This window comes from Pseudomonas sp. S2_E02, assembly GCF_054668355.1.
The window spans coordinates 4,226,890-4,250,293 of sequence record NZ_CP162761.1 but is presented as its reverse complement, the minus strand read 5'-3'; the positions used below and the strand labels follow the sequence as shown (position 1 = coordinate 4,250,293).

21 protein-coding genes are annotated in these 23,404 nt (G+C 60.1%); 9 read left to right on the top strand and 12 right to left on the bottom strand.

All coding sequences use genetic code 11. The features are described 5' to 3' along the window. The first annotated feature begins 89 nt into the window (after positions 1-89). Positions 90-722, top strand: coding sequence for a LysE family transporter (locus tag AB4O01_RS19150; protein ID WP_093429733.1), 633 nt, complete (start codon positions 90-92; stop codon positions 720-722). Positions 723-836: 114 nt separating this feature from the next. Here the strand turns inward: AB4O01_RS19150 and AB4O01_RS19145 are convergent, their stop codons facing one another. The 5 genes from AB4O01_RS19145 to AB4O01_RS19125 form a co-directional block, all read right to left on the bottom strand. Beyond that, a complete protein-coding gene (locus AB4O01_RS19145) occupies positions 837-1,580 on the bottom strand; it encodes a penicillin-binding protein activator LpoB (protein WP_093429734.1) in 744 nt (247 codons plus the stop codon). A gap of 3 nt (positions 1,581-1,583) precedes the next feature. Beyond that, a complete protein-coding gene (gene lpoB / locus AB4O01_RS19140; RefSeq protein WP_016772610.1) occupies positions 1,584-2,171 on the bottom strand; it encodes a penicillin-binding protein activator LpoB in 588 nt (195 codons plus the stop codon). Positions 2,172-2,207: 36 nt separating this feature from the next. Next, positions 2,208-2,582 carry a YcfL family protein gene (locus AB4O01_RS19135; RefSeq protein WP_007911131.1) on the bottom strand — a complete coding sequence of 125 codons (375 nt, stop codon included), beginning with the start codon at positions 2,580-2,582 and terminating at the stop codon, positions 2,208-2,210. A gap of 15 nt (positions 2,583-2,597) precedes the next feature. Further along, the gene (locus AB4O01_RS19130; protein ID WP_093429735.1) at positions 2,598-3,992 is read right to left on the bottom strand and encodes a COG3014 family protein; all 1,395 of its coding nucleotides are present in this window, start codon (positions 3,990-3,992) and stop codon (positions 2,598-2,600) included. A gap of 207 nt (positions 3,993-4,199) precedes the next feature. Further along, on the bottom strand, positions 4,200-5,600 hold the full coding sequence (locus AB4O01_RS19125) for a COG3014 family protein (protein ID WP_116254266.1): 1,401 nt from the start codon (positions 5,598-5,600) through the stop codon (positions 4,200-4,202). 189 nt (positions 5,601-5,789) lie between these two features. Between AB4O01_RS19125 and AB4O01_RS19120 the strand changes: the two genes are divergently transcribed. Together AB4O01_RS19120 and AB4O01_RS19115 are read left to right on the top strand one after the other, a co-directional pair. After that, positions 5,790-7,685 carry an FTR1 family protein gene (locus AB4O01_RS19120; RefSeq protein WP_460089233.1) on the top strand — a complete coding sequence of 632 codons (1,896 nt, stop codon included), beginning with the start codon at positions 5,790-5,792 and terminating at the stop codon, positions 7,683-7,685. Between the two features lie 120 nt (positions 7,686-7,805). After that, positions 7,806-8,261, top strand: a complete 456-nt coding sequence (locus AB4O01_RS19115) for a YaiI/YqxD family protein (RefSeq protein WP_460089231.1) — start codon at positions 7,806-7,808, stop codon at positions 8,259-8,261. A gap of 128 nt (positions 8,262-8,389) precedes the next feature. On the opposite strand, the gene elbB is transcribed toward AB4O01_RS19115, so the two are convergent. Continuing rightward, positions 8,390-9,058, bottom strand: a complete 669-nt coding sequence (gene elbB / locus AB4O01_RS19110) for an isoprenoid biosynthesis glyoxalase ElbB (protein ID WP_038359087.1) — start codon at positions 9,056-9,058, stop codon at positions 8,390-8,392. 290 nt (positions 9,059-9,348) lie between these two features. Then, positions 9,349-9,999 carry a DedA family protein gene (locus AB4O01_RS19105; RefSeq protein WP_460089228.1) on the bottom strand — a complete coding sequence of 217 codons (651 nt, stop codon included), beginning with the start codon at positions 9,997-9,999 and terminating at the stop codon, positions 9,349-9,351. Positions 10,000-10,206: 207 nt separating this feature from the next. Between AB4O01_RS19105 and hemB the strand changes: the two genes are divergently transcribed. Further along, positions 10,207-11,220 carry a porphobilinogen synthase gene (gene hemB, locus AB4O01_RS19100; protein ID WP_460089227.1) on the top strand — a complete coding sequence of 338 codons (1,014 nt, stop codon included), beginning with the start codon at positions 10,207-10,209 and terminating at the stop codon, positions 11,218-11,220. Positions 11,221-11,238: 18 nt separating this feature from the next. Beyond that, positions 11,239-13,464: a polyphosphate kinase 1 gene (gene ppk1 / locus AB4O01_RS19095; RefSeq protein WP_034152005.1), complete on the top strand. Its 2,226-nt coding sequence runs from the start codon at positions 11,239-11,241 to the stop codon at positions 13,462-13,464. 272 nt (positions 13,465-13,736) lie between these two features. Here the strand turns inward: ppk1 and ppx are convergent, their stop codons facing one another. The 5 genes from ppx to AB4O01_RS19070 form a co-directional block, all read right to left on the bottom strand. Beyond that, entirely contained in the window at positions 13,737-15,239 is a 1,503-nt protein-coding gene (gene ppx / locus AB4O01_RS19090) for an exopolyphosphatase (protein WP_093429742.1), read from the bottom strand. A 220-nt stretch (positions 15,240-15,459) separates the two neighbouring features. Then, the gene (locus AB4O01_RS19085; protein ID WP_007911148.1) at positions 15,460-16,197 is read right to left on the bottom strand and encodes an amino acid ABC transporter ATP-binding protein; all 738 of its coding nucleotides are present in this window, start codon (positions 16,195-16,197) and stop codon (positions 15,460-15,462) included. Further along, positions 16,184-16,834 carry an amino acid ABC transporter permease gene (locus AB4O01_RS19080; protein ID WP_093429743.1) on the bottom strand — a complete coding sequence of 217 codons (651 nt, stop codon included), beginning with the start codon at positions 16,832-16,834 and terminating at the stop codon, positions 16,184-16,186. The genes AB4O01_RS19085 and AB4O01_RS19080 overlap by 14 nt, the downstream gene beginning before the upstream one ends. After that, a complete protein-coding gene (locus tag AB4O01_RS19075; RefSeq protein WP_093429744.1) occupies positions 16,831-17,505 on the bottom strand; it encodes an amino acid ABC transporter permease in 675 nt (224 codons plus the stop codon). The genes AB4O01_RS19080 and AB4O01_RS19075 overlap by 4 nt, the downstream gene beginning before the upstream one ends. Before the next feature lie 21 nt (positions 17,506-17,526). After that, positions 17,527-18,312 (bottom strand): transporter substrate-binding domain-containing protein, encoded by a 786-nt coding sequence (locus AB4O01_RS19070; RefSeq protein ID WP_460089224.1) that lies wholly within the window; start codon positions 18,310-18,312, stop codon positions 17,527-17,529. A gap of 256 nt (positions 18,313-18,568) precedes the next feature. Here AB4O01_RS19070 and AB4O01_RS19065 point away from each other — a divergent pair, with 256 nt between their 5' ends. From AB4O01_RS19065 to AB4O01_RS19050, 4 genes are all read left to right on the top strand, one after another. Then, entirely contained in the window at positions 18,569-19,276 is a 708-nt protein-coding gene (locus AB4O01_RS19065) for a FadR/GntR family transcriptional regulator (protein WP_093429746.1), read from the top strand. Positions 19,277-19,396: 120 nt separating this feature from the next. Further along, positions 19,397-19,726, top strand: a complete 330-nt coding sequence (trxA, locus tag AB4O01_RS19060; RefSeq protein ID WP_003206727.1) for a thioredoxin TrxA — start codon at positions 19,397-19,399, stop codon at positions 19,724-19,726. 250 nt (positions 19,727-19,976) lie between these two features. Further along, on the top strand, positions 19,977-21,236 hold the full coding sequence (rho, locus tag AB4O01_RS19055) for a transcription termination factor Rho (protein ID WP_003229334.1): 1,260 nt from the start codon (positions 19,977-19,979) through the stop codon (positions 21,234-21,236). Positions 21,237-21,374: 138 nt separating this feature from the next. Next, positions 21,375-23,336 carry an acyltransferase family protein gene (locus tag AB4O01_RS19050; protein ID WP_460089221.1) on the top strand — a complete coding sequence of 654 codons (1,962 nt, stop codon included), beginning with the start codon at positions 21,375-21,377 and terminating at the stop codon, positions 23,334-23,336. Positions 23,337-23,404: the final 68 nt, after the last annotated feature.

Here is a 23,404-nt window from a genome sequence, read left to right as displayed (position 1 = left end):
TAGGAGCTGCCGGAGGCTGCGATCTTTTGCTTTTAGGCCCAATCCGCATTAGCTTGAGCGTCTGTCACAATTCAGATGCGAGGTGTGCGATGGAGCTTCAAACATGGCTGGCATTTTTTGCCGCCTGCTGGGTGATCAGTCTGTCCCCGGGTGCTGGCGCCATTGCGTCGATGTCCAGCGGTCTGCAATACGGTTTCTGGCGCGGTTACTGGAACGCCCTCGGCCTGCAGATTGGCCTGGCGGTGCAGATCGCGATTGTCGGCGCCGGTGTTGGCGCGATCCTGACCGCTTCGGCCACCGCCTTCCACGCGATTAAATGGTTCGGTGTGGCTTATCTGGTGTACCTGGCCATCAAGCAATGGCGTGCGCTGCCCATGGACATGAGCGACGACGCGACGGTACGACCGATCGGCAAGCCGCTGGCGCTGGTGTTCCGCGGCTTTCTGGTGAACATCAGCAACCCCAAGGCTTTGGTGTTCATGCTCGCGGTCCTGCCGCAGTTCATCAACCCGCATGCGCCGTTGCTGATTCAGTATGTGGTAATTGGTGTGACGATGATCTTCGTCGACCTGATTGTCATGGCGGGCTACACCGGTCTGGCGTCGAAGGTGCTGCGTCTGTTGCGCACCCCGCAACAGCAGAAGCGCATGAACCGCACGTTTGCCGGGCTGTTCATCGGTGCGGCGGCGTTTATGGCGACGTTGCGTAAAGCGGCGGCGTAAACCTCGCCAGCACAAAAAAAGGCGACCTTTGCGGGTCGCCTTTTTTGTGCTGGGACGCAGAGCGTCCCGGGATGCATTCCCACGTCGAGCATGGGGACGATCAGGCGCCAGTCATCAGCGCAAGATCACCGGCGCAGTATCACGCGGCAAATTGTTGCGCTGCGGCGCCTCACGCGGCTGCTCGTAACCGCCGCCACCAAGCTGCATGCTCAGTTGCCCGGCCACGTCTTCACCCAGCGCCTTGGACACGTCGCGCACCACCCGTGGGCGGTTCAGCGAGATCTTGATGTCGCGGTGGTTCACCAGTTTGGTGTCCTGCGCTTCGCCCATCGCCGTGAAGGCCGAGGTGATCTCGAAGGTCTTGGTGTTGATCAGGCTGAAGTCCGCCACCAATGTCAGGCCCAGCACCGCCGAATAGCTGTCGGTATTCGCCAGCTCGTTGATGTCCTGAGTGAAGTCGATATCGGACACGGTACCGAACAGCACATAGTCGGCGCCTTTGAAGTTGCCGGCCTTGATGCGCTTGATCACGTCGTAGACGTCACCCTTGGACGACGCGGTGTACGGCGTGCCCTGCACCAGCTGGAACATACCGGTGCGCAAAATTTCACCCTTGATGTCGCCGGTGAATTTGCGCAACTCGCCTTGCTCGATGTAGCTGGTGCTCGCTTCGATCTCGTTGTAGCTCGACGAGCCGCTGGAGCTGTAGTAACCCTCGCGATGATTGCTCTGGGCCGAAACGATGTGGATGTATTGCTCCACACGTTCCTGGTAAGCCAGATCCGTCACCGCGACTTTCGGGGCCGCTTGCACGCTGAACGCGCAAGCCAGGGCCATCATGCCAATCCATGCGCGCATCAATTAACGCTCCGTGGTTTTGCGGATCTCTTTTTCGTCCATCCACTCGGCCAGACCGCTTTCAACGTCGATCAGTTGCAGGCTGAATTTGTAGAAGACGTCCTTATAGTCGCTGCTGCGTTTGACGATCGAGCTGATCGAACCTTCGATGCGGTACTTGGCGGCAACCATGTTGCCAGTCTTGGCCACGGTGCTCTTCTTGTACAGGCCGCTCTGGTTTTGCAGCTTGAGCTGGTCAACCTGGCTCTGCATGGCGTTGTTGTCGCTGGCGAAGCGGGCCACGCCGGTTTTCATCAGCTGAGTCTTGATGCTGGTGGTGATTTCGCGGGTGTCGATGTATTCGCTGGTCTTGTTCTTCACGTCGTAGACCTGAACCACCGGGCGGCCCTGCAGAATGCCGGACTGGGCCAGCGAGCGGGTCATCGACTCGGCGATCATTTGCAGGTCGGTCGAACCGAATTCGTTGGTCACGGTTTCAACCGCTTTGGTGTCGCCGTAGCTGATGTTCTTGCTGCCCAGGGTCGGCGAAGTGTTGGCGCAACCGGAGGCCAGCAGGGCGATAACAGCGATGCAGGAAAAGCGTGCAAACATGGGAATGCTCTCTAAAACAGAAATAGGGTGACAGGCTTACGGCGTCTTGATTTCCAGACGGAAGTCCACGGCTTTCGGGGTCGGGGCGATGCCTTGAATGAAGCTGGTCTGGGCGCCGTACATCATTTGGCTTTTCCACACTTCTTCTTCGGCAATCGGGAAACCTTCCGCGCCGAGCCAGGCGAAGCGGTAGTAGAAAATCTTGTTGCTGTTGAGGGTGTTGCTCAACTGCACGTTGACCGTCATGAAGCCGTTTTCGCGAGCGACGCGCATGGCGCCGACGACGATGTGTTTCTGCGGGCCCATGGCCACGACTTTGCTCGCGGCGCTGCCCGGCTCTGGCGGTGGCGGGGTAGCGCAGCCGCTCGCCAGCAAGGCGAGGGCGGCGACGGCGATGAGTTTGAAGCGCATGCAAAGACTCCGTTCTTAAGGTTGTTTGAGGCTGGCGACGTTGGTCGCGCTGGCGCTCGGGATGACGTGGGCGGCGAGGCCACCGGCGAACACCTGGTTGCCCACGGCGCGCAGGGTGATCACCTGATAACGCTGATCGACGGTGACCTTGACCACCGAACCGCCGACGGCGCTCGGCAGACTGACCTGATGCTCGCCTTTCTTCAAGCGCAGACGCACCACTTGAGTATTGTCCGGCAGAGTGCGCCACGTACGGGTATCGGCACCTTCAAGCACAGCTGAAGAGATGCCGACGGCCAGACCGGCCAGTGGATTGGTTTCGTTGATCTTCTTCTGCGCCACGCCTTTGGTGATCGCCCGCACGGTGGTGCGCAGGATGATCCCCGGCATATCGTCACGCAGGGCGCGGCGGGACATGGCGGTGGTGCTGTTCAGAGCGGTCAGATCGACCTGCTGGCCATCGACACCGATCTGCGCGAACGGCGCGGTGGAGGTGTCCGGCTTGATGATCGGGAACGACAGTGGGGTGATCACCACGTTGTTGGAGATCGGCAATGGCAGCGGCACGCGGATCGAGTCGCGAGCTGGCGCCAGACCGCTTTGCACGACGATCAGAATATCGCTGTCGTCAGACTTGCTCGGCTTGTCGAGGTTGACCAGTGCCTGCTCCAGCAACGGCGTGTTCGGACGCAGTTCGGCAGCCTTGCGGTAACCCGGCGCCGCGAGGCCTTTTTCGCCCAGGGCTTCGTAGACGAAACCGGACAGGTAATGGCTGAAAGCACTCTGGTAGCTGTTCTTCAGACCGACCACTTCCGGTGCGTCGAGGCTGGCGACCGGATAACCCTGCAGGTCTTTGTACTGGGTCTTGATGCCTTCTTTCTCGGCCTCTTCTTCGCTCTTGAGGTATTCCTTGTCGCGCAGCTCGGCGATCACCGCTTCACGTTCGTGAGTCTTTTTGATCGCGGTGCGCGCGCCGTCGAAGTCGTTGACCGCCAGCAGGTTCAGGGCCATCTGCGTGGTCAGCATGACTTTTTCGTAGTCGTAGCCTTCGTAGCGACGCACCTTGTCGTTGACCAGGAAGCTGCCGAACTGGGCCAGATATTTGTCGGTGTCGAGCTTGACCGAGTCTTCCCACTTGCCCACCACCTGATCAGCGCTGGTCCAGGCGTTCTGGCTGCCGGACAGGTCGCCCTTGGCGCGCAGCAATTCACCTTTCTCGAAGTAATAGAGCAGGTCTTTGTCCGGGCCGGTGTTGTTCTTTTCCAGCAGAGTCAGCGCGGCGTCAACATTGCCGGTGGCCAGTTGCTGATTGGTCTGGGCCAGTTCGGAGTCGTAGTTGCGAAACGCCGAACAGCCGGACAGCAGAGTGACGGCGCTGAGCGCAATCAGAGTGGGAGCGCGGAATGCCATGGGGGTACTTCTTCCCTGGAGTAATACAGCCGCGAATGCTGGTCGGGCTGGTGTGACCCATCGACAGTGGCGCTGGCCTCCTGCCAATTCCTCATAACCTGAGGAGCTTTAATGCCGTTTCGCGATAGCGAGGGCGCGGCATTATAGGCGGGCAGTGGTGGCTATGTAATATCTTTTTAATTGCACTTGTTAGTTTGGTGCCATTATTTATTTCAGGTCGGATACCACACTGCCGCTCGGCGCTCCGCTGGGCTGGAACGCGCTGCCATTGGCAAACACTCGCTCACCCAAAGCACGCAGGCCGATGACCTGGCGGCTCTGGTCGATGCGGATTTTCATGGGCGCAGCACCGGGAGCGTTGGGCAGGCTGATCAGGTGCTCACCTTTTTTCAAGCGCAGGCGCACGACTTGGGTGAGGTTGGGCAAGGTGCGCCAAGTGCGCGTGTCGGCATGCTCGAAAGCATCCCAGTGGGTGACGTAGGAGGCTTTGCTCGGATCGCGTCGATTGTCCCTGGCCTGAACATCTGCTGCCAGAAATGCCCGATAGGTTGTGCGCTGGATAATGCCCGGCATGTCGTCACGCAGGGTGCGCAAGGACATGTCGGCAATGCTGTTGACCGCAATCAGCTTTTTTTGACGACCATCGATGCTCAGTTGGTTGAATGAAGGCGTCGAGATGTCGGGCACCATTACGGGGAACGAGATATTGGCGACGATGACCTGACCGTCCGCGAGCTTCACCGGGTAGGGCACGCGCACGGAGCTGCGGGCCGGCGCCAGGCCGCTCTGTACGATGATCAGTACATCGCTTTCGTCTGCCTTCAGACCAGGGCTGTCGAGGTCGCGCAGTGCCTGTTGGAAAAACGCCATATCCGGACGCAGTTCAATTGCCTGACGATAGCCGGGCGCTGCCAGATCTTTCTCGCCCAGCGCTTCGTAGGTGAAGCCGGCGAGATAGTGACTGAATGCACTTTGGTAGCCGTTTTTCAGCGCAATCACCGCAGGCGATTCGAGCATCACCACGGGGTAACCCTGCAGGTCCTTGTAATGCACGCGCGCGCCCTGGGCCTTGGCCGCTGCTTCGACACGCTCGTATTCCAGCTCCCGCTGTCGGGCTATAAGCGCTTCGCGCTCGTGGGTTTTCTTGATGTCGGCACGGGCGCCGTCAAAATCATTCATGGCCAGTTGGTTGAGGGCCATTTGCGTGGTCAGCATGACTTTTTCGTAGTCGTAGCCATCGTAGCGGCGCAGCTTGTCATTGATGATGCTGCCCCAGTGATCGCCCATGGCGGCGAGCAGCTTGTCGCCGGTGGTCTGGATCGTGTCCTGGCGCTCGATGATCATCTGCTCGGCGCTGCGCCAGGTTGTCTGGCTCTGCGCAAACTCGCCGCCCGCACTCAGTACGGCGCCCTTTTCGAAATAGTAGAGCAGGTCTTTTTCCACGGCCGGATTGTTCGCTTCGATCACGGCCAGGGCGCTGTTGATGTTGCCGGCCTTGAACGGGTCGGTGGTCTGTTGCAGTTCCAGATCGTAGTTGCGATATGCACCGCAGCCGCTCAGTTGCACAACGGCGGCGATCAACAGGGGCAAGTGCAAGCGGTGGCGCATGAAAGGGGTTCATCCTTGAGCGGGAAATGCGACAGGTCGCGCAGTATAGGGTGCAATAGTGGCTAAGTGATCTGGCGTTTTTGCAGGCCGATGGCTCGCGTCTTGTGTGGCGTTACGTCGACAAAGCTTGAGGGAAACGCGTTCGAAGTGAACAATATGTAACTTCGCATTTCCATTTGAGACTCATTCATGACTGCCTCGTCCCGTTTTCTGGCCTGGCTGGTGTTCCCGTTGTTTGCCCTGAGCAGCTTTAATCTGCTGGCCGATACCGTGGAAGGCGCGCCGCAAGCGCTGCACCTGCTCGATTACATCAGCGCCGACTACCCGCCGACGGTAGCGGCGGGCAAGGTTGTCGATGATTCCGAATACCGCGAGCAACTGGAGTTCACGCGGGCGCTGCAAGGCTTGATCGCCGGCATGCCGGCCAAGCCTGAAAAGGTTGCGCTGGAGCAGGGTGTCAGCGCTTTGCACGCGGCAATCACTGCCAGGCAGGATGGCGCCGAAGTGGCCCGACAGGCACGGCAACTGGGCGCGCAACTGGCGGTGGCATATGAGGTCAGCCAAGCGCCGATCATCACCCCTGACCCCTCCCGGGGTGCGCCGCTCTATGCGCAGAATTGCTCGGTGTGCCACGGCGATAGTGGCGCCGGTGACGGCCCGGCGGGCCTCGGCATGACCCCGGCACCGGCCAATCTGCGTGATGCGGCGCGTCTTGATCACCTGAGTCTGTACGCGATCTACAACACCCTCGGCCAAGGCGTCGAAGGCACCGACATGCCGGCGTTTGCCGATCAGCTCGATGACCGGCAGCGTTGGGATCTGGCGACCTACATTGCCGGGTTCAGCGCTGATCCGGCGGCGGCCAAAGCGGAGAAAACCTACAACATCGCCGATCTGGCGCGTCAGACCCCGGCCGAAGTGCAGGCTGCCGAAGGCCAGCAAGCGGCGGCGACGTTCCGTGCGCAACGCGCGCAGCCGCCGCAGGTCAAGCGTGGCCCGGCGCAGTTGCTCGACTACACCGCCGCAACGCTGGACAAGAGCCTTGCCGCCTACCGCGCCGGTGAACACGATCAGGCCTACGACCTGTCGGTCGCGGCCTATCTGGAAGGCTTCGAGCTGGTCGAAAGCTCGCTGGATAACGTCGACGCCAATGTGCGCAAGGACACCGAAAAAACCCTGATGGCTTACCGTCAATCGTTGCAGGACGGCTTGCCGGTCGAGCAGGCCGAGCAGCGCCTGGACGCCGCCAAGGCCAAGCTGAAGGAGTCCGCCGGGTTGCTCGGCAGTGATGGCTTGAGCTGGTCGCTGAGCTACATCTCCGGTCTGCTGATTCTGCTGCGAGAAGGCCTGGAAGCGATTCTGGTGCTGGCGGCGATCCTCGCGTTCCTGCGCAATACCGGCCAGCAATCGGCGGTGCGCAGCGTCAACGTCGGTTGGGGCCTGGCGTTGCTGGCCGGCCTCGGCACCTGGGCGCTGGCGGCGTATGTGATCGACGTCAGTGGTTCGCAGCGTGAACTGCTCGAAGGCGCGACGGCGCTGTTCGCCAGTGTCATGGTCTTGTGGCTGGGCGTGTGGATGCACGACCGTCGCCATGCCGCAGCTTGGCAGGATTACATCAAGAGCAGCCTGGTTGGCGGCGGCGGGCGTTTCGGCTTCGCGATCCTCGCGTTCTTCTCGGTGTACCGCGAGCTGTTCGAAGTGATCCTGTTCTACGAAACCCTGTGGTTGCAGGCCGGCCCGGCCGGGCATGACGCGGTACTCGCCGGCGGTGCGACCGCACTGGTGCTGCTGGTCGGTCTGGCGTGGGTGATTCTGCGCGGTTCGGCGAAGCTGCCTCTGACGCTGTTCTTCAGCATCAACGCGGCGCTGCTCTGCGCGTTGTCGGTGGTGTTTGCCGGGCATGGCGTGAAGGCGTTGCAGGAAGCCGGGATCTTCGGCACGCGGCCGGTGGCGTTCTTTGAATTCGATTGGCTGGGGATTCATGCCGATGCCTATTCGCTGACTGCGCAGGCGGTGGCGATTCTGGCGATTGTTGTGTTGTATGGGCGTAGTTGGGTGGCGGAGAAGCGGCGGGTAGTCGCCTGACAGCATTCGCTGCGCTCACATTCGCGAGCAGGCTCGCTCCCACAGGGTTTACGCGTAACCTGTGGGAGTGACGGAGCGACGATTCGACTTGCTCGCGAGTTGTTTTTGGAGGTTAGAAAAATGCGTGTATGGATCGATGCCGACGCCTGCCCGAGGGCGGCGAAGGATCTGGTGGTGAAGTTCGCCCTCAAGCGCCAGTTCGAAGTGGTGCTGGTGGCCGGGCAGCCGCAGATCAAGCCGGGGCTGGCCATCGTCAAACTGATCGTGGTGCCGAGTGGTCCGGATGCGGCAGACGATTATCTGGTCGAACACGCAGTGCCCGGTGAGCTGGTGATTTGCAGCGATATCCCGTTGGCTGATCGTTTGGTGAAGAAGGGCGTCGCGGCGCTCGATCCGCGCGGCAAGGAGTTCGATGCACAGAACATGGGCGAGCGGTTGGCCGTGCGTAACCTGTTCACTGATCTGCTCGAACAAGGCCAGATGAGCGGCGGACCGGCGCCGTTTGGCGATCGCGAGAAGCAGGCGTTCGCCAATGCGCTGGATCGGATCCTCACCCGACTGACGCGCCAGTCTTGAGCGGTACACAAAACCTGTGGGAGCGAGCTTGCTCGCGAAGGCGCCAGGTCAGGCAACGCTGTGTTGAATGACACACCGCTTTCGCGAGCAAGCTCGCTCCCACATTGGGATTTGTGTACTGCTGGGAATCAGGCGTCGTTTTCGTGGGTCAGCTCGAGCACGCGATCGACCAGTTTGTTAATCCCCGACGCCGCTTCACTGATGTTCTGCGCCAGCATGTAAGCCGGGGTCGTCACCAGTTTGCGCGCCTTGTCTTCGATGATTTCCGTCACCGCACAGTCTTCGTGGGTGGCGCCCATCTTGTTCATCGCCGTGGCGGTGTCGGCGTCGTTGCCGATGGTGCAGGTTACGCCCGGGCCGTAGATCTTCGCCGCCAGTGCCGGCGAGATGCACATCAGACCGACCGGTTTGCCCGCTTCGGCAAATGCCTCGGCCAGCGCCAGTACTTCCGGCTGCACGCTGCAGCCAGCGCCTTCAACAGCGAAGTTCGACAGGTTCTTCGCCGCCCCGAAACCGCCCGGCACGATCAGCGCATCGAAGTCATCGACGTCGGCTTCGCGGATGTCTTTGATGTTGCCGCGAGCAATGCGCGCCGATTCCACCAGAACGTTCCGCGACTCGGGCATTTCTTCGCCGGTCAGGTGATTGATCACGTGCAATTGCGCGATGTTCGGTGCGAAGCACTGCACCTGCGCACCGCGTTGGTCGAGACGGAGCAGGGTGATGACGCTTTCATGGATTTCGGCGCCGTCGTATACGCCACTGCCGGACAGGATCACTGCAACTTTTTTGCTCATGGGTTTCTCTCCAGATTCATGGCGCTAAATGTCCACTAAATTGTCGCGCGTTGCCATAGGCCCAAGTGGCGGCTGCACCTGTATGGAGCGCTTTCTACATGGATCGCAACGACGGCGGGGTGTTCATTATTTGCGGTTGCCTGCGGCGTAACGAGCGGGAGATTTTTGGCGTGACTACGCCACTGGCGAACTTGAATGCCCCAGAGTAGCGAGGATAAAAGTGATCCGTCTGACTGAAAGGGTCGGCCAGCCCGCTCAGTGCTGGCGGGCTGTAGCAAGTCGCCAGCGAGTTACTCGGCTGGCGTCTTCGGTTCGGCAGCCTTGGACGCTTCGTCTTGATTCAGCAGTGCAGCTTTCGCGGCTTGCTCGTCCGCATAAACCTGTTTGGCCAGCCGCGCATTCTTGAAGCGGCGGCGCAGCCACAGGCCGACGCCAAGAATCAGCAGCGCACCGAGTACCCACAACTCGTACTTCTTGATGCTGCCGAGCATGCCTTCCAGTACCGCACCGAAGTGATAAGCGGCGGCAGCCAGTGCGGTCGCCCAGATCGCCGCACCGATGCCGTTGAGCAGCAGATAACGTCCCGGCGGATAACCCGACAAACCGATCGCCACCGGCATCACCGTGCGCAAGCCATAGACGAAGCGGAAGCTCAGCACCCAGATGTCGGGATGCTTGCGGATGTGCTCCAGCGCGCGGTCACCCATCATCTGCCAGCGCGGTTTGCGCGCCAGCAATTTGCGCCCGTGCTTGCGGCCGAGGAAGTACCACAACTGATCGCCGGCATAGCTGCCGCAGAACGCCACAACCACCACCAGGTTGATGTCCATGTATCCACGGAACGCGAGGAAGCCCGCGAGCACCAGAATGGTTTCGCCTTCGAAGAACGTGCCGAGGAACAAGGCAAAGTAGCCAAAGTCATGCAGAAATTGTTGGAGCATTGTCTGGGTGCTGGCGAAATGAACGCGCAGCCTAACCCTTCGGACACATTCATGAAAGTGTCCAAATGTGTCTCGACGTGAACAATTCCTACACTGAGAATGGAATGCGGCTACCTGTCACAGGTCTCACACAACTGTCATCTGTTCGTCATAATGGCCGTCTATAACTGTCACGCTCGCCCGTTTGCGCGGGCTCAGGAGTCTGCCGTGAGCTTTACCCCCGCCAATCGTCTGTTCCCTGCCACGCGCCTGCGGCGCAATCGTCGTGATGATTTTTCGCGGCGGCTGGTGCGGGAAAATGTGCTGACAGTCGATGACCTGATCCTGCCGGTGTTCGTGCTCGACGGTGAAAACCGCCGCGAAGCCGTGGCCTCGATGCCCGGGGTAGAGCGGCTGACGATCGATTTGCTGCTCGAAGAAGCGGACAAGTGGGTCGAGCTGGGGATTCCGGCGCTGGCGCTGTTCCCGGTCACCCCTCCTGAGCTTAAATCCCTCGACGCCGCCGAAGCCTGGAATCCTCAAGGCATCGCCCAGCGCGCCACCCGCGCCCTGCGTGAGCGTTTCCCGGAGCTGGGTGTGATCACCGACGTCGCGCTCGATCCGTTCACCACCCACGGCCAGGACGGCATTCTCGACGAAGAAGGCTACGTACAGAACGACATTACCGTCGACGCGCTGGTTCGTCAGGCGTTGTCCCATGCTGAAGCCGGCGCGCAGGTGGTGGCGCCGTCGGACATGATGGACGGTCGCATTCAGGCGATCCGCGAAGCGCTGGAAATCGCCGGCCACGTCAACGTGCGGATCATGGCTTATTCGGCCAAGTACGCCAGCGCCTATTACGGCCCGTTCCGCGATGCAGTCGGTTCGGCGTCGAACCTAGGCAAGGCCAACAAGGCCTCGTATCAGATGGACCCGGCCAACAGCGACGAAGCGCTGCACGAAGTCGGCGCCGACTTGTCTGAAGGCGCGGACATGGTCATGGTCAAACCCGGCATGCCGTATCTGGACATTCTTTTCCGGGTAAAAGATGCCTTCAAAGTGCCGACCTTCGTCTATCAGGTTAGCGGCGAATACGCCATGCACATGGCGGCGATCCAGAATGGCTGGTTGAGCGAGGCGGTGATTCTCGAATCACTGACCGCCTTTAAACGTGCCGGCGCTGATGGCATCCTGACTTACTTTGCTGTCCGCGCCGCTCAATTGTTACGAGAGCAGAAATAGCCCTCCCAGGAACATTCAATGAATACCGAAGGACTCACGGAAGTTGCAGTAAAAGAAGCTCAACCGGTGGTCGAGCAAATCACCGAGACCCCGCCTGAGCTGGAGCCTGCGCCACCCGCGCCAGTCACCGAACCTGTCGCGGCGGCGCCAGTGATTGCGATACCGGGCCTTGATGACAGCAGCCTGTACATCCACCGTGAGCTTTCGCAACTGCAATTCAACATCCGCGTGCTGGAACAGGCGCTGGACGAGTCCTATCCGTTGCTGGAACGCCTGAAGTTCCTGCTGATCTTTTCCAGCAACCTTGACGAATTCTTTGAAATTCGCGTCGCCGGCCTGAAGAAGCAGATTACCTTCGCCCGTGAACAGGCCGGTGCTGACGGCTTGCAGCCGCATCAGGCGCTGGCGCGGATCAGCGAGCTGGTCCACGGTCACGTTGACCGCCAGTACGCGATCCTCAACGACATTCTGTTGCCGGAGCTGGAAAAGCATCAGGTGCGCTTCATCCGTCGCCGCCACTGGACGGTCAAGATCAAAACCTGGGTGCGCCGTTATTTCCGCGACGAGATCGCACCGATCATCACCCCGATCGGCCTCGACCCGACGCACCCGTTCCCGTTGCTGGTGAACAAGAGCCTGAACTTCATCGTCGAACTGGAAGGCATCGACGCCTTCGGTCGCGATTCCGGTCTGGCGATCATCCCGGCACCGCGTCTGCTGCCACGGATCATCAAGGTGCCGGAAGAGGTCGGCGGTCCCGGCGACAACTATGTGTTCCTGTCGTCGATGATCCACGCCCATGCCGATGACCTGTTCCAGGGCATGAAGGTAAAAGGCTGCTATCAGTTCCGCCTGACCCGAAACGCTGACCTCGCGCTCGACTCCGAAGACGTCGAAGACCTGGCCCGCGCCCTGCGTGGCGAGTTGTTCTCGCGTCGTTACGGCGATGCGGTGCGTCTGGAAGTCGCTGACACCTGCCCGAAACACCTCTCGGATTACTTGCTCAAGCAGTTCAACCTGAGCGAGAGCGAGCTGTATCAGGTCAACGGCCCGGTCAACCTGACGCGGCTGTTCAGCATCACCGGTCTGGACAGTCATCCGGAGCTGCAATACACGCCGTTCACCCCGCAGATCCCGAAACTGCTGCAGAACAGCGAAAACATTTTCAGCGTGGTCAGCAAGCAGGACATCCTGCTGCTGCACCCGTTCGAGTCGTTCACCCCGGTGGTCGACCTCCTGCGTCAGGCGGCGAAAGACCCGCATGTACTCGCTGTGCGCCAGACGCTGTACCGCTCCGGCGCCAACTCCGAGATCGTCGATGCGCTGGTGGATGCCGCGCGTAACGGCAAGGAAGTGACGGCAGTCATCGAGCTGCGTGCACGGTTCGATGAAGAGTCCAACCTGCAACTGGCCAGCCGTCTGCAAGCGGCCGGTGCGGTGGTGATCTACGGCGTGGTCGGCTTCAAGACCCACGCCAAGATGATGCTGATCCTGCGTCGCGAGGCCGGCGAGATCGTCCGCTACGCGCATCTCGGCACCGGTAACTACCACGCCGGTAACGCCAAGCTCTACACCGACTACAGCCTGCTGACCTCCGACGATGCCTTGTGCGAAGACGTCGGCAAACTGTTCAGCCAGTTGATCGGCATGGGTAAAACCCTGCGCATGAAGAAGCTGCTGCATGCGCCGTTCACCCTGAAGAAGGGCATGCTCGACATGATCACCCGCGAGACGCAATTTGCGCTCGACGGCAAACCGGCGCACATCATCGCCAAGTTCAACTCGCTGACCGATCCGAAGATCATCCGCGCGCTGTACAAGGCCAGCCAGTCCGGCGTGCGCATCGATCTGGTGGTGCGCGGCATGTGCTGCCTGCGTCCTGGCATCGCCGGTGTTTCGCACAACATCCATGTGCGCTCGATCATCGGCCGCTTCCTGGAACACACCCGCGTGTTCTACTTCCTCAATGGCGGCGACGAGCAGATGTTCCTCTCCAGCGCCGACTGGATGGAGCGCAACCTCGACAAGCGCGTCGAGACTTGCTTCCCGGTAGAAGGCAAGAAGCTGCTGACCCGGGTGAAGAAAGAGCTGGAGCTGTATTTGACTGACAATACGCATAGCTGGAGTTTGCAGTCGGATGGTCGTTATATTCGCAACACGCCGACCGGCAACCAGAACCCGAGGAGTGCGCAGGCGACGTTGCTGGAGCGGCTGGGTAGCCCGATCTTGCCGGTGAGCAGTTGAGGCCTTGAAGGTCAAAAGCCCCTCATCGGAACGCCGCCCGCCTAACCCTCTCCCAGAGGGAGAGGGGACTGACCGAGGTGTCTTACGCTATAACCGACCTGAGAAATCGAGTCGAACTCAGGATTTGAAAAGCCCACAAATCGGCTCCCTCTCCCTCGGGAGAGGGCTGGGGTGAGGGGAAGGCCCAACTCCAATTTCAAGCCGAACCCAATAAAAAGGCGATCCCTGCGGATCGCCTTTTTTGTACCTGTTATCCACAAATTTGCTGGGTATCAGTGAACAGTGAGCACAATCCCCACCCGCGTCAGCCAATCCGCCTCAAGCCCGAAATCCGCCTGAGTCAGCTGATTCTCATCCAGCCAATTCTCCGGAAACTCCACATCGAGGGTGTTGCCCTTGGCATGCAACACCACCTGCGGCATCGCCTGGGTGCCACGAATGTGGTGGAACAGGATTGCAAAACGCAGCAGCACACAGAGGCGAATCAGCTTGTCACCGTCGTCGCCGAAATCGGCAAACTTGTCCTTGGGAATGTTGCGGCGATGGCCGCGCACCAATAGCGCGAGCATCTGTTGGTCTTCACGGGAGAACCCGGCGAGGTCCGAGTGCTCGATCAGGTAGGCGCCGTGCTTGTGGTAGTGATAGTGAGCGATGTCGAGGCCGACTTCGTGCACTTTCGCCGCCCAGCCGAGGAGTTCGCGCCAGATGCCGTCATCCAGCTCCCAGTCCACCGCAACCTGGTCAAACGCGTGCAAGGCTTTGCGCTCAACCCGTGCGGCTTGCTCCAGATCAACGTGATAGCGCTCCATCAACGAGGTCAGGGTGCGCTCGCGCACGTCTTCATGATGATGACGGCCGAGCAGGTCGTAGAGCACGCCTTCACGCAGTGCGCCGTCGCAGTGGTCCATGCGTTGCAGTTCGAGGGCGTCGAAAATCGCTTCGAGAATCGCCAGACCCGCCGGGAAGATTGTCCGGCGATCAGGCTTGATGCCTTCGAAATCGATCTTGTCGACGTCACCGAGCTTGAACAGGCGGCGCTTGAGCCACGCCAGGCCTTCGGCATTCACTTCGCCAGTGCCGTGACCGCCGGCCTTCAGCGCCAGGCCGATGGCACGGATGGTGCCCGAGGAGCCGATGGCTTCATCCCAGGTCAGGCGATGCAGGGCGTGTTCGATGCTCATGATCTCCAGCCGCGCCGCGGTATACGCCTGGGCGTAGCGGGCCGGGGTGATCTTGCCGTCCTTGAAGTAGCGCTGAGTGAAGCTGACACAGCCCATTTGCAGGCTTTCGCGCAACAATGGCTCAAAGCGCTGGCCAATGATGAATTCGGTACTGCCGCCGCCGATATCGGCGACCAGACGTTTGCCCGGGGTGTCGGCGAGGGTGTGCGACACGCCCAGATAAATCAGGCGCGCTTCTTCACGGCCGGAAATGACTTCCACCGGATGACCGAGGATTTCTTCGGCGCGGTGGATGAATTCGAGGCGGTTGCGCGCTTCACGCAAGGCGTTGGTGCCGACGATGCGCACGGCGCCCAGCGGCATACCGTTGATCAGTTGGGCGAAACGCTTGAGGCAATCGAGGCCTCGTTGCATCGATTCTTCGTTGAGATGGCGCTCATCGTCGATGCCGGCGGCGAGCTGAACCTTCTCCCCGAGGCGTTCGAGAATGCGGATCTCACCGTTCTGGGCCTTGGCCACGACCATGTGAAAGCTGTTCGAGCCCAGGTCGATTGCGGCGATCAGGGACAGATTCTTGGCTTGGGATTGCGGCATGGTCAGGGGGTCTCGGTCGATAACCCCGTCATCGTGCCACGATCAAACGCTGGCGCCAACGCGCACGGTTCAAACCGCCGGAGCGCGCACCCCGAACCTGATCGTTCCCACGCTCTGCGTGGGAATGCCTCACCGGACGCTCTGCGTCCGCTTTTGGGACGCGGAGCGTCCCTGGCTGTATTCCCACGCGGAGCGTGGGAACGATCAGGATGAGGCAGATTCAGGCTGTCGCTTCCACCGTGCCAATAAAGTTCGCCAGCTCTGCCGTCTGCGGATTGGCAAACAACACCTTCGGATCCCCCACCTCATGGACTTTGCCATGGTGCATGAACACCAATTTATCCCCGACCTCGCGGGCGAAGCGCATTTCGTGGGTGACCATGATCAGCGTCATGCCTTCCTTGGCCAGTTGCCGCACCACGCTGAGCACTTCATTGACCAGTTCCGGGTCGAGCGCCGAGGTGATTTCATCGCACAACAACACTTTCGGCGACATCGCCAGCGCCCGGGCAATCGCTACCCGCTGTTGCTGGCCCCCAGACAACCGATCCGGGAAGGCATCGAATTTTTCCCCAAGGCCCACGCGTTCCAGCATTTCCCGGGCCAGCTCAGCCGCTTTGGCTTTCGGCACTTTCTGCACTACTTGCGGTGCGAGCATGACGTTTTCGCCCACGGTCAGGTGCGGGAACAGATTGAACTGCTGAAAGACCATGCCGACTTTCTGCCGCAGGCTGCGCAGATCGGCGCGGGCGGCGTCGAGGTATTCGCCGTCGACTTCGATCACGCCGTCATTGATCGACTCCAGCCCATTGAGGGTGCGCAGCAGGGTGGATTTGCCCGAGCCGCTGCGGCCGATGATCGCCACCACCTGGCCTTCCTCGACACTGAGGTCAATGCCTTTAAGCACATGGTGATCGCCGTAGTATTTATGCAGGGCGGAAATTCTAAGCAGAGGCATGCAGTCTCCTTTCCAGGTAGCGCGCACTGAGGGACAAGGGGTAGCAGAGCAGGAAGTAGCCGAGGGCGACGAGGCCGTAGACCATGAACGGTTCAAACGTGGCATTGGCGAGCATGCCGCCGGTCTTGGTCAGCTCGGTGAAACCGATGATCGAGGTCACCGCGGTGCCTTTGACCACTTGCACCGAGAAACCCACGGTCGGCGCCACAGCGATGCGCAGTGCTTGCGGCAGGATCACGTAGCGCAGCTGTTCCAGCGGATTCAGCGCCAGACTCGCCGAGGCTTCCCACTGGCCATGGGGGATCGACTCGACGCAGCCGCGCCAGATCTCCGCCAGATAAGCGCTGGTAAACAAGGTCAGGGCAATCGCTGCGGCCATCCACGGCGAGATTTCGATCCCGGCCAGCGCCACGCCGAAAAACACCAGAAACAACTGCATCAACAGCGGCGTGCCCTGAAACAGCTCGATCCAGGTGCGGGCGATGCTGCTCGGCACAGAGTTTTTCGAGATGCGCATGACCAGGATCAGCAGCCCGACGATCCCGCCGCCAATGAACGCCACCAGCGACAACGCCAGTGTCCATTGCAGGCCGGTGAGCAGGTTGCGCAGGATGTCCCAAAAGGTGAAATCGCTCATACGCGGCTCCCGCTTCGACTGATATAGCGTCGGCCAATCCAGTTCAGCAACTGGCGAATCAGCAGCGCCATGCACAGGTAGATCAGCGTGGTCAGCGCATAGGTTTCAAAGGCGCGGAAGTTGCGCGACTGAATGAAGTTGGCGGCAAAGCTCAGCTCTTCGGTAGCGATCTGCGAACACACCGCTGAACCGAGCATGACGATGATGATCTGGCTGCTCAGCGCCGGCCAGACCTTGCCCAATGCCGGCAGCAGCACCACGTGGCGGAACGCCTCGAAGCGCGTCATCGCCAGCGCCGCAGCGGCTTCCAGCTGTCCGCGCGGGATTGCCTGAATGCCGGCGCGAATAATTTCCGTCGAATAAGCACCGAGGTTGATCACCATCGCCAGCACCGCCGCTTGCCACTCGGAAATCTGCACGCCCAGCGACGGCAGGCCGAAGAAGATAAAGAACAACTGCACCAGAAACGGCGTGTTGCGGATCAACTCGACGTAGACGCCGAAGATTGCCGAGAACGGGCGGATGTTCCACGCCCGCACCAAAGCCCCGACAACTCCGACACCGACCCCGAGCAGCGCACCGATGGCCGTTAGCTCAAGGGTGAACAGCGCCCCGCGCAGCAACAGGTCGGTGTTTTCCACTACCGGCATGAAATCGAACTGATAAGCCATGAAGGTCTCCCGCGCAGTCGATCAGAGATCGGCCGGCAGCGGCTCTTTCAGCCAGGTCTGCGAATTCTTTTCCAGTGCGCCGTCAGCCTTGGCGGTGGTCAGGATGTCGTTGACCTTGGCCAGCAGCGCCGCTTCGTTCTTGTTCACGCCAACGTAGACCGGCGAATCCTTCAGTTTCACTTTCAGCGCCGGCACGCGTTTCGGGTTCTTTTCGCTGATGGCGACCATGACCACGTTGCCGCTGGCGATCAGATCAACCTGGCCGGCGAGGTAGGCGGCGATGGTCGAGTTGTTATCTTCGAAGCGCTTGATGGTCACGCCTTCGGGGGCGACTTTGCTCAGTTCGATGTCTTCGATGGCGCCACGGGTGACGCTGATGGTCTTGCCCTTGAGGTCGTCGAGGCTGGCGATGGCTGCATCTGACGGGCCGAACACGGCGAGGTAGAACGGCGCATAAGCACGGGAGAAGTCGATGACTTTTTCGCGCTCAGGGTTTTTGCCGAGGCTGGAGATCACCAGATCGACTTTGCCGGTGGTCAGGAACGGGATGCGGTTGGTGCTATTCACCGGGGTCAGTTCGAGTTTGACCTTGAGTTGATCGGCCAGCAGTTTCGCCGTGTCGATGTCCAGGCCGCGAGGCTTCATGTCCGGGCCGACCGAGCCGAATGGCGGGAAGTCCTGGGGCACGGCGACTTTCAGCGTGCCGCGTTTGACCACGTCGTCGAGACCGTCGGCGTGCGCGGGAGCCTGGCTGAGCAACAGAGAGGAAAACAGAGCGGCGAGGAGGGCGCTGTAACGCTTGGTCATGGACAATCTCCGGATCGGCGAGAAGTGATTTCTGCGATCGGACAGAGCATGGGCCGTGCCAATACGTGGTTTTCGCCCCCGCAGACCGCAGTTTCAGCGACTTTGCTCGGTCTTACTGGTCTGAACAGTCAGGTTGTTTTTCGCACTGCCATGGCGCACCGGTGTGGTTTGCCGAACCCTGCTGGGGCACGACTTGCCGGACTCGGCGAATAGCTTTACAACTAGCCGCACATTGGCCTGGCGCGTCTGAAAAACCATGAACTCGATTTCCCGTGCGGTACCCGAAGTGGCGCTGCAAGCGATCCGCAAACTGATCACTGAGCAGGGTTTCGGTGCGGGCGATGCGTTGCCGTCGCAACGGGACCTGGCGCTACAACTGGGCGTTAGCCGGGCATCGTTGCGTGAGGCGCTGTCGTCGCTGAGTGCGCTGGGCGTGGTCAGTATTCAGCCGGGCAAAGGCGTGTTCGTGCAGTCGCCCGTAGAGTTGCCGCGTGGTGCGCAGGCACCGGGCTGGCCATTTGCGGCGCAAGCGTCACCGCTGGACATCTTTCAATTGCGCTATGCGCTGGAAGGCTTCGCCGCAGGGCTGGCGGCGGTCACGTTAAGCACGTTCGATCTGGATGCGCTCGAAGACAACGTTGCGGCCATGCGTGACCAATTGAAGGTCGGTGACTTTGAAGCGGCGGCGAAACTCGACTTCGAATTCCACCGCCGAATCCTCTTGGCCAGCGGCAATCAGGCGATGCTGAGCATCCTTACCGCCAGCGCCGAGATGTTCCTGGAGAGCCAGAAACTACCGTTCATCCGTGCCGAACGCGCCATGGAAACCTGGCAGGAACACCGCAAGATCCTCCGCGCCCTCGCGCGCCGGGCGTCGGGCGCGGCACAAAAAGCCATGCAGGAACACGTGCGCAACGCCGCCCTGCGTACCGGAATTGCTTTCATTGCCCCCGCCACGACGTGACTTGAGCTATACCCAAACTCATCGAGTGCCATAGCAAGACTCAATCAACTGCGGCTTCCTGAACAGGGGAAGGGCGGCTATGATGGGCCACGTTTTTTTGCTTACAACCTGGAGAATTCCATGAGCAGCGATCTTATCAAACACGTTAGCGACGCTAGCTTCGAAGCCGACGTACTCAAGGCCGAAGGCGCTGTCCTGGTCGATTACTGGGCTGAATGGTGCGGTCCTTGCAAAATGATCGCTCCGGTTCTGGACGAGATTGCCGAGACTTACAAAGGCAAGCTGACCGTTGCCAAACTGAACATCGACGAAAACCAGGAAACCCCGGCCAAGCACGGCGTGCGTGGTATCCCGACGCTGATGCTGTTCAAGAACGGCAACGTTGAAGCGACCAAAGTCGGCGCCCTGTCGAAGTCGCAACTGGCGGCTTTCCTCGACGCCAACATCTAAGCGTCGCTGTAAAGTGCCTGAAAAAAAGCCCCGCAAATTAGCGGGGCTTTTTGCGTATTCAGGGCTAGACGCTCCGAAACTCAGGTGGTACATTCGGCCCCGCACTGGTTTCTCCATTGCCCCCTGCTAGCCGTCGCCGACGCACTCCTTTTCGAATTAGTTCGCGATCCTGTCGCCTTCTCCGCGGCGCGGCCTCATTAAGCCAAAAGCTTAATTTCCCCCCCTCCATAAATGATTACGTCATTCCTATATGAATCTGACTGAACTCAAGCAAAAGCCGATTACCGAACTGCTCGAATTGGCCGAACAGATGGGCATAGAAAATATGGCCCGTTCGCGCAAGCAGGACGTGATTTTCTCCCTGCTGAAAAAGCACGCGAAAAGCGGCGAGGAAATCTCCGGTGATGGCGTGCTGGAGATTCTCCAGGACGGCTTCGGCTTCCTGCGCTCCGCTGACGCTTCCTACCTGGCCGGCCCGGACGATATCTACGTCTCGCCAAGCCAGATCCGCCGTTTCAACTTGCGCACCGGTGACACCATCGTTGGCAAGATCCGCCCTCCGAAGGAAGGCGAGCGGTATTTCGCCCTGCTCAAGGTCGACACGATCAACTTCGATCGTCCCGAGAACGCGAAAAACAAGATTCTCTTCGAGAACCTGACTCCGCTGTTCCCGACCGTGCGCATGAAGATGGAAGCCGGTAACGGCTCCACCGAAGACTTGACCGGTCGTGTCATCGACCTGTGCGCCCCGATCGGCAAAGGCCAGCGTGGTCTGATCGTTGCACCGCCGAAAGCCGGTAAAACGATCATGCTGCAGAACATCGCCGCGAACATCGCCCGTAACAACCCTGAAGTTCACCTGATCGTGCTGCTGATCGACGAACGTCCGGAAGAAGTAACCGAAATGCAGCGCACCGTGCGTGGCGAAGTGGTTGCCTCGACCTTCGACGAGCCGCCGACCCGTCACGTGCAGGTTGCTGAAATGGTGATCGAGAAGGCCAAGCGCCTTGTTGAACACAAGAAAGACGTGGTGATCCTGCTCGACTCCATCACCCGTCTGGCCCGTGCCTACAACACCGTGATCCCGAGCTCCGGCAAGGTATTGACCGGTGGTGTCGATGCCCACGCCCTCGAGAAGCCAAAGCGTTTCTTCGGTGCCGCGCGTAACATCGAAGAAGGCGGCTCGCTGACCATTATCGCCACCGCGCTGGTTGAAACCGGCTCGAAGATGGACGAAGTGATCTACGAAGAGTTCAAGGGTACCGGCAACATGGAACTGCCTCTGGATCGCAAGATCGCCGAGAAGCGCGTGTTCCCGGCCATCAACATCAACCGCTCCGGCACCCGCCGCGAAGAGTTGCTGACTGCCGACGACGAACTGCAGCGTATGTGGATCCTGCGCAAGCTGCTCCACCCGATGGACGAAGTGGCTGCCATCGAGTTCCTGGTCGACAAACTGAAAACGACCAAGACCAACGACGAGTTCTTCTTGTCGATGAAGCGCAAGTAATACGCAAGCCGTTTGAAAAAAGCGTCCGAAAGGGCGCTTTTTTTTGCCTTGAATTATTTGTATCTGGATTGAAGTTTGCGCGGCTGATAACTTCGCGCCTTCAAGGGATTTTGTATCCAGAACAGGTAAGGTTTTTTCATGCACACGTTTGGCAATCGCCGTGATATCGACGGATTACGGGCACTGGCGGTTATTCCCGTCGTACTGTTTCATTTCGGATTCACTACATTCAGCGGTGGTTTTGTCGGCGTTGATGTGTTCTTCGTCATTTCCGGCTTCCTGATCACCTCGATTCTGTTCCGCGAAATCAGCGCTCAGCGTTTCAGTTTTCTGGACTTCTGGGGCCGTCGTGCCCGGCGTATCCTGCCGGCATTGACCGTCGTGGTTATCGTGACGCTGGCATTAGGCTGGCTGTTGCTGACGGCCAAAGACCTGGCTGAACTCGGGCGGACGATTCGTTACCAGTCGCTGTTCATTTCCAACATTCTGTTCATGCGTGAAGACGGCTACTTTGCGCCGGCGTCGGAGCTCAAACCGCTGCTGCATACCTGGTCGCTGGCGGTGGAGGAGCAGTACTACATCTTCTTCCCGTTGATGATGGTGTTGCTGATGCGGTATGTCCGTCATTGGCGCTGGATGCTGTTCGCGGTCCTGTTGGTGTCGTTTGGCCTGAACCTCATTTATATCGAACGCCGGCCTGAATTCGCCTTCTTCGCGCTGCCGACCCGCGCCTGGGAGCTGCTCTGCGGAGCAATGCTGGCGGTGCTGCCCGCGTCGAAACACGTCGCACGGCCGTGGCTGCGCCAGTCGGTGGGCCTGGCCGGACTGGCGGCGGTGCTGCTGGCGATATTCACCTTTGACAAGTCCACGGTGTTCCCGGGCTGGGCGGCATTGCTGCCGGTATTGGGCACTACCGCGTTGATCTGGTCGGGCGCGCAAGGTGCGACGTGGGCCAGCCGTCTGTTGAGTGTCCGCGTTCTGGTGTGGGTCGGCCTGCTGTCCTACTCCCTGTATCTGTGGCACTGGCCGGTTTATGTGTATGCCAATGCAATTTCCATCGACGGCATCCAGCCGCTGGAGGCGCTTGGCTGGATGGCGCTGGCGTTGGCCCTGGCGTGGTTGAGCCTGCGTTATATCGAGCTGCCCTTTCGTGAGAAACGAGTGTTCGCCAAGCGGAATTCCATGTTGGTCGGTGGTTTGCTGTCGATCACCGTGCTGGCGATTACCGGCTCGGTGATTAACTCGTCAGACGGTGTGCCACAGCGTCTGACCGGCAAGGCGCTGGAATACGCGCAATCGCGGGAGTGGAAGGCCGGGCAAGCGGATTGCATGCAGCTGAGCACGGACAAAACGCTGGACAAGGCCTGTCGGTTGGGCGGCGATGAACAGGTCGCTCCGACCAAGATGTTCTGGGGCGACAGTCACACGGCGGCACTGTTGCCGGCCATCGCCGGCACTCTCGGTCGCGACGCGCAGCCGGTCTGGTTGTACAGCCTGACGGCCTGCCCGCCGATTGTCGAAGACCGCCTGCGCCCTCAATGCCAGGACTTCAACAAACGCAACATGGCGCTGGTGCTCAGTCGAGGTATCAAGGATGTCGTACTGGCGGCGAACTGGAGCCTGTACATTTATGGTCGCGAAGACGGCGACGGCGACAGACAGTTTCTGCTTGAGCGCAAGGACAGTCCGGCGCAAGCCGAACAGCGTCTGGCTGCCGGGCTCAAGGCGCAAGTGGCTGAGCTGCGCGCGGCTGGTGTGCAAGTCTGGCTGTTCAAGGAAGTGCCGCTGCAGCACAAGAGCTACATCGACCGCCTGACCAGCCTCGCGCGCATCGGGCGCTCGGCGCAAGGGCTCGGTCGCCCGCTCAACGAGCATCTGGCGCGCCAGCGGTTTTTCACCGAGCTGTTCGGCTCGATGAGTGCGGCGGATCCCGGCGTGCATGTTATCGACCCGACCTCGCTGATGTGCAAGGACGGCTTGTGCGCCATTGATGTCGATGGCCACTCGCAATACAAGGATGCCGATCATCTTTCGGACGTGGGCAGTGCCAGACTGAGCCCGTTGTTTGCACCATTGCTGCTGGGTACTAGCCACAATTGAGCGATCCCGGGCGCTGACGGGCTGCTGTTTGCCCGTCAGAGCAGGTAGGATGTACGCCTATTTTGAGG

Excerpts from the sequence above, each read along its gene's own strand:
- AB4O01_RS19080 (WP_093429743.1), bottom strand. The coding sequence starts at position 16,834 with ATGAGCGATTTCACCTTTTGGGACATCCTGCGCAACCTGCTCACCGGC.
- rho (WP_003229334.1), top strand. The coding sequence starts at position 19,977 with ATGAATCTGACTGAACTCAAGCAAAAGCCGATTACCGAACTGCTCGAA.
- AB4O01_RS19115 (WP_460089231.1), top strand. The coding sequence starts at position 7,806 with ATGCGTGTATGGATCGATGCCGACGCCTGCCCGAGGGCGGCGAAGGAT.
- AB4O01_RS19050 (WP_460089221.1), top strand. The coding sequence starts at position 21,375 with ATGCACACGTTTGGCAATCGCCGTGATATCGACGGATTACGGGCACTG.
- AB4O01_RS19145 (WP_093429734.1), bottom strand. The coding sequence starts at position 1,580 with ATGCGCGCATGGATTGGCATGATGGCCCTGGCTTGCGCGTTCAGCGTG.
- AB4O01_RS19070 (WP_460089224.1), bottom strand. The coding sequence starts at position 18,312 with ATGACCAAGCGTTACAGCGCCCTCCTCGCCGCTCTGTTTTCCTCTCTG.
- lpoB (WP_016772610.1), bottom strand. The coding sequence starts at position 2,171 with ATGTTTGCACGCTTTTCCTGCATCGCTGTTATCGCCCTGCTGGCCTCC.
- ppx (WP_093429742.1), bottom strand. The coding sequence starts at position 15,239 with ATGCCGCAATCCCAAGCCAAGAATCTGTCCCTGATCGCCGCAATCGAC.
- AB4O01_RS19135 (WP_007911131.1), bottom strand. The coding sequence starts at position 2,582 with ATGCGCTTCAAACTCATCGCCGTCGCCGCCCTCGCCTTGCTGGCGAGC.
- ppk1 (WP_034152005.1), top strand. The coding sequence starts at position 11,239 with ATGAATACCGAAGGACTCACGGAAGTTGCAGTAAAAGAAGCTCAACCG.
- AB4O01_RS19125 (WP_116254266.1), bottom strand. The coding sequence starts at position 5,600 with ATGCGCCACCGCTTGCACTTGCCCCTGTTGATCGCCGCCGTTGTGCAA.
- AB4O01_RS19120 (WP_460089233.1), top strand. The coding sequence starts at position 5,790 with ATGACTGCCTCGTCCCGTTTTCTGGCCTGGCTGGTGTTCCCGTTGTTT.
- elbB (WP_038359087.1), bottom strand. The coding sequence starts at position 9,058 with ATGAGCAAAAAAGTTGCAGTGATCCTGTCCGGCAGTGGCGTATACGAC.
- AB4O01_RS19130 (WP_093429735.1), bottom strand. The coding sequence starts at position 3,992 with ATGGCATTCCGCGCTCCCACTCTGATTGCGCTCAGCGCCGTCACTCTG.
- AB4O01_RS19075 (WP_093429744.1), bottom strand. The coding sequence starts at position 17,505 with ATGGCTTATCAGTTCGATTTCATGCCGGTAGTGGAAAACACCGACCTG.
- AB4O01_RS19105 (WP_460089228.1), bottom strand. The coding sequence starts at position 9,999 with ATGCTCCAACAATTTCTGCATGACTTTGGCTACTTTGCCTTGTTCCTC.
- AB4O01_RS19085 (WP_007911148.1), bottom strand. The coding sequence starts at position 16,197 with ATGCCTCTGCTTAGAATTTCCGCCCTGCATAAATACTACGGCGATCAC.
- trxA (WP_003206727.1), top strand. The coding sequence starts at position 19,397 with ATGAGCAGCGATCTTATCAAACACGTTAGCGACGCTAGCTTCGAAGCC.
- AB4O01_RS19150 (WP_093429733.1), top strand. The coding sequence starts at position 90 with ATGGAGCTTCAAACATGGCTGGCATTTTTTGCCGCCTGCTGGGTGATC.
- AB4O01_RS19065 (WP_093429746.1), top strand. The coding sequence starts at position 18,569 with ATGAACTCGATTTCCCGTGCGGTACCCGAAGTGGCGCTGCAAGCGATC.